This is a genomic window from Zavarzinia sp., from assembly GCF_041650655.1.
Lineage (GTDB): Bacteria > Pseudomonadota > Alphaproteobacteria > Zavarziniales > Zavarziniaceae > Zavarzinia.
The window spans coordinates 1-4,152 of sequence record NZ_JBAZKR010000188.1 but is presented as its reverse complement, the minus strand read 5'-3'; the positions used below and the strand labels follow the sequence as shown (position 1 = coordinate 4,152).

The following is a 4,152-nucleotide window of genomic DNA, read 5'->3' as shown; positions in this document are numbered from 1 at the left end:
CCCGGGTGCCGAATTCGTGGTGATGAAGCGGACGGCCCATCTGGCCTGGCTGGAAAACCCGGCAGAGGTGAATATGCTGATCGAGGATTTTCTAGGACGGAAAGGCCCGATCGAACGTGGACAGACTCATCGGCAATGAGCCCGACCGAGCGCGAACGGTCTTGGCCCGATTGCGACGGCGCGCGGCCGGCCGGGCGGTCGACGGAAAGATCACCGCCGGAGAAATCCGCTCCTGGATCGAGGAAGGCCGGCGCTGAGCCATGACCCGCCTGGCAGTGCCTTGCTCGTTTGCCAAGTAGGCGAGGAGTATTGTCGTGGATACCAGCCTTCAGCCCGGTGAGCGGGTGGTTTGGGAAGGACAGCCGATCCCGGGCTTGATGTTCGGCCCGGGCGACATCGTCGCGGTTCCTTTCAGCCTGCTCTGGGGTGGCTTCGCACTCTTCTGGAACGTCAGCGTCTGGAGCGACGGCGCACCCTTTTTCTTCAAGCTGTTCGGCCTGCCCTTCCTCTTGGCCGGGATATTCCTCGTCGCCGGCCGCTTCTGGGTCGACGACTATATCCGCCGCCACCTCTATTACCGGGTCACCAATCAGCGGGTGCAGATCCTGCGGACGGGCGCCTTCCCGACGATCAGGTCGCTCGACATCCACGGCCTGCCCAGCCCGGAGCTGGAGGAGCGCGGCAACGGCCGCGGTAACGTGCGGATGGGCGACAGGATGCCGTCGACCGGCAAAGCCGGCACCGGCGTCTGGCTACCCTCGCTCTCTCGCGAGCTCCGCTTCTTCAATATCGAGAATCCCCGCGCCGCCTTCGACGCGATCAATCAGCAGCGCCAGGCGAAGGACTGACGAAAACGCCCGCCCCCTCGCAGGGGCGGGCGTTCGACGTGCCGGTGAAAGAAGGCTTACGCCAGCTTCTTCTGCAGGTTCTGGTCGAGGGCGTCGAGGAAGGCCTCGGTGGTCAGCCAGGGCTGCTCCTTGCTGATCAGGATAGCGAGGTCCTTGGTCATCTGGCCGGCTTCCACGGTCTCGACGCAGACTTCTTCCAGGGCCTGGGCGAAACGGGCGAGGTCGTCGTTGCCGTCGAGCTTGGCGCGGTGCTTCAGGCCGCCGGTCCAGGCGAAGATCGAGGCGATCGGATTGGTCGAGGTCGCCTTGCCCTTCTGGTGCTCGCGGTAGTGGCGGGTGACGGTGCCGTGGGCCGCTTCCGCTTCCACGATCTGGCCGTCCGGCGTCATCAGGACCGAGGTCATCAGGCCGAGCGAGCCGAAGCCCTGCGCCACCGTGTCGGACTGAACGTCGCCGTCATAGTTCTTGCAGGCCCAGACATAGCCGCCTTCCCACTTCAGGGCGGAGGCCACCATGTCGTCGATCAGGCGGTGTTCGTAGACGATGCCGGCGGCCTCGAACTGCGCCTTGAACTCGGCCTCGTAGATCTCCTGGAAGATGTCCTTGAAGCGGCCGTCATAGGCCTTGAGGATCGTGTTCTTCGTCGAGAGATAGACCGGCCACTTGCGCAGCAGGCCGTAGTTCAGCGAGGCTCGGGCGAAGTCGCGGATCGAGTCGTCCAGGTTGTACATCGCCATGGTGACGCCGGCGCCCGGGAAGTCGAACACGTCGTGCTCGATCACCGTGCCGTCCTCGCCGACGAATTTGATGGTCAGCTTGCCCTTGCCGGGGATGCGGAAATCGGTCGCGCGGTACTGGTCGCCGAAGGCGTGGCGGCCGACCACGATCGGCTTGGTCCAGCCGGGGACGAGACGCGGCACGTTCTTGCAGATGATCGGCTCGCGGAAGATCACGCCGCCCAGGATGTTGCGGATGGTGCCGTTGGGCGACTTCCACATCTTCTTGAGATTGAATTCCTTCACGCGGGCTTCATCCGGCGTGATGGTGGCGCATTTGATGCCGACGCCGACCGCCTTGATGGCATTCGCGGAATCGACCGTCACCTGGTCGTTGGTGGCGTCGCGATGCTCGATCCCGAGGTCGAAATACTGGATCGGCAGGTCGAGGTAGGGAAGGATCAGCTTGTTCTTGATGAAGGCCCAGATGATCCGGGTCATCTCGTCGCCGTCGAGTTCCACGACCGGATTGGCGACCTTGATCTTGGCTACCATGCAACCCATTCCTTCCGTTAGGCGGCTGATGCGCCGCACCTTACACAACGGGCAGGCTCGGTTCAGCCCCCCAATCGTCTAACCGCGCGAATTTACTCGGCGACCGGCACCGAGCTCGGACCGCTGTCGATCTTGAGCCGGGCCAGCGTCGGCAGGATCGAGTCGACATCGGGCACCAGGGTCAGGAAGTCGCGCGTGTTGGGCCGGGCGAAGCCAGACGCGATGACATGCTCGACCATGCCCATGAAGGGTTGCCAGTAACCGAGGACGTCGACCATCAGGATCGGCTTCTTGTGGAGCTGGAGCTGGGCCCAGGTGATCATCTCGACCGTCTCGTCGAGCGTGCCCATGCCGCCCGGCAGCACCGCGAAGGCTTCGGAGCGCTCGAACATCAGGCGCTTGCGCTGGTGCATCGTCTCGACCTCGATGGTCTCGGAGATGCCGTCCAGCTTGGCTTCGAGCTTGGTCAGGAAATGCGGGATGATGCCGGTCACACGGCCGCCGGCGTCACGCGCAGCGCGCGCGATCGTGCCCATCAGGCCGAGCGCGCCGCCACCATAGACGAGTTCGATTCCTTCGGCGGCGAGGAGGCGGCCCAGATGGCCGGCGGCTTCGAGATAACGGGCATCGGGCGGGGTCGAGGCACCACAGAACACGCAGAGGCTTTTGACGGCGGACATGTCTCTCTCAGGTTTCTCTCGGGCAGGCGCTGCGCCGGGTTGGCCGGCCGCGCGCGATTGACTACCATTCGGGCCGCGGCGACGTGCCGCGCATGACGGAGACTTAGCATGGCTTTGCTCGCGCTTCACGGGTCACGTATCGCCGCAGCCCTGGCTCTCGGCCTCGCTTTCGGCGGAATTGCCCTGGCCGCCTCGCCTGACGAACAGCAGCACATGCGCGAAACCGCCATGAAGAAGGCGGGCGGCGACCTGAAGGCGCTGTCCGCCGATGCCAAGGCGGGCGCCGTCAGCGCCGGTGCCGCCGCCAAGGCGAAGGAACTGATCGATTTCGGCGCCGGCCTCGAAGCCCTGTTCCCCGAAGGCCCGCAGTCGGAGAAGAGCCGCGCCCTGCCCGCGATCTGGACCGACAAGGCCGGCTTCTCCGCCAAGGCGAAAGACCTGCAGACCGCGGCAGCCGCCGTCTCCGCCGCGGTGACGGCGGGCGACGCCAAGGCGCTGGCCGCCGCCATCGACCAGACCGGTGCCGCCTGCGGCGCCTGCCACAAGGCCTTCCGCGGCCCAGAGAAGGACTGAGGCGGCTTGCGCCGTCTCCTGCTATCGGCCGCGGCAGCCCTGCTGCTCGCGGCCGCCGGCCCCGCCGCGGCGGACGACGAGGCGGTGACGCGCGGCGCCTATCTGGTCCGCGCCGGTGGCTGCATGGCCTGCCATACGGCGAAGGGCGGCACGCCCTTCGCCGGCGGCCGCGCCATGGCGACCCCCTTCGGCACCTTCTATACGCCGAACCTGACTCCCGATGCCGAAACCGGGATCGGCAAATGGTCGGACGCGGATTTCCTGCGCGCCCTGCAGCAGGGCGTCTCGCCCACGGGCGAGCATTATTTCCCGGTCTTTCCCTTCCCCTCCTATACCAAGGCGGCGGCCGCCGACCTCCTGGCGATCAAGGCCTATCTGTTCTCCCTGGCCCCGGTTCATGCACCGCGGAAGGAGAACGAGATCGCCTTCCCCTTCTCGATCCGGGCGCTCCAGGCGGGCTGGAAACTGCTGTTCTTCCGGCCCGGCGAATTCCGCCCGCGGGCGAGCCAGTCGCCCGTGATCAACCGCGGCGCCTATCTGGTCACCGCCCTCGGCCATTGCGGCGAATGCCACACCCCGCGCAATCCGGCGGGCGGCACGCTGATCGGCCTGGCGCTGGCCGGCAATGCGGACGGACCGGACCGCGAATTCGTGCCCAACATCACGCCCGATGCGGAAACCGGGATCGGCAACTGGTCGGCCGGGGAGATCGCCGAACTGCTGGCCAGCGGCACCAAACCCGATTTCGACAATGTCCAGGGTTCCATGGCCGAAGTGGTC

At 66.2% G+C, this 4,152-nt stretch carries 5 protein-coding genes; 3 read left to right on the top strand and 2 right to left on the bottom strand.

From position 1 onward, the window contains the following. The first annotated feature begins 314 nt into the window (after window positions 1–314). The gene (locus WC493_RS21920) at window positions 315–848 is read left to right on the top strand and encodes a hypothetical protein (RefSeq protein WP_373068530.1); all 534 of its coding nucleotides are present in this window, start codon (window positions 315–317) and stop codon (window positions 846–848) included. Window positions 849–904: 56 nt separating this feature from the next. Here WC493_RS21920 and WC493_RS21915 read toward each other — a convergent pair whose 3' ends face one another. Together WC493_RS21915 and WC493_RS21910 are read right to left on the bottom strand one after the other, a co-directional pair. Further along, entirely contained in the window at window positions 905–2,119 is a 1,215-nt protein-coding gene (locus tag WC493_RS21915; RefSeq protein WP_373068528.1) for an NADP-dependent isocitrate dehydrogenase, read from the bottom strand. A gap of 92 nt (window positions 2,120–2,211) precedes the next feature. Further along, the gene (locus tag WC493_RS21910) at window positions 2,212–2,799 is read right to left on the bottom strand and encodes a TIGR00730 family Rossman fold protein (protein WP_373068526.1); all 588 of its coding nucleotides are present in this window, start codon (window positions 2,797–2,799) and stop codon (window positions 2,212–2,214) included. A gap of 108 nt (window positions 2,800–2,907) precedes the next feature. On the opposite strand from WC493_RS21910, the gene WC493_RS21905 reads away from it, so the two are divergent. Both WC493_RS21905 and WC493_RS21900 read left to right on the top strand, forming a co-directional pair. Further along, window positions 2,908–3,372 carry a cytochrome c gene (locus WC493_RS21905; protein ID WP_373068524.1) on the top strand — a complete coding sequence of 155 codons (465 nt, stop codon included), beginning with the start codon at window positions 2,908–2,910 and terminating at the stop codon, window positions 3,370–3,372. A 6-nt stretch (window positions 3,373–3,378) separates the two neighbouring features. Beyond that, on the top strand, window positions 3,379–4,152 hold a 774-nt coding region (locus WC493_RS21900; protein WP_373068522.1), incomplete at its 3' end, for a c-type cytochrome.

Bases quoted from the DNA above. Each gene is read 5' to 3' on its own strand.
- WC493_RS21915 (WP_373068528.1), bottom strand. From the start codon at position 2,119: ATGGTAGCCAAGATCAAGGTCGCCAATCCGGTCGTGGAACTCGACGGC.
- WC493_RS21910 (WP_373068526.1), bottom strand. From the start codon at position 2,799: ATGTCCGCCGTCAAAAGCCTCTGCGTGTTCTGTGGTGCCTCGACCCCG.
- WC493_RS21905 (WP_373068524.1), top strand. From the start codon at position 2,908: ATGGCTTTGCTCGCGCTTCACGGGTCACGTATCGCCGCAGCCCTGGCT.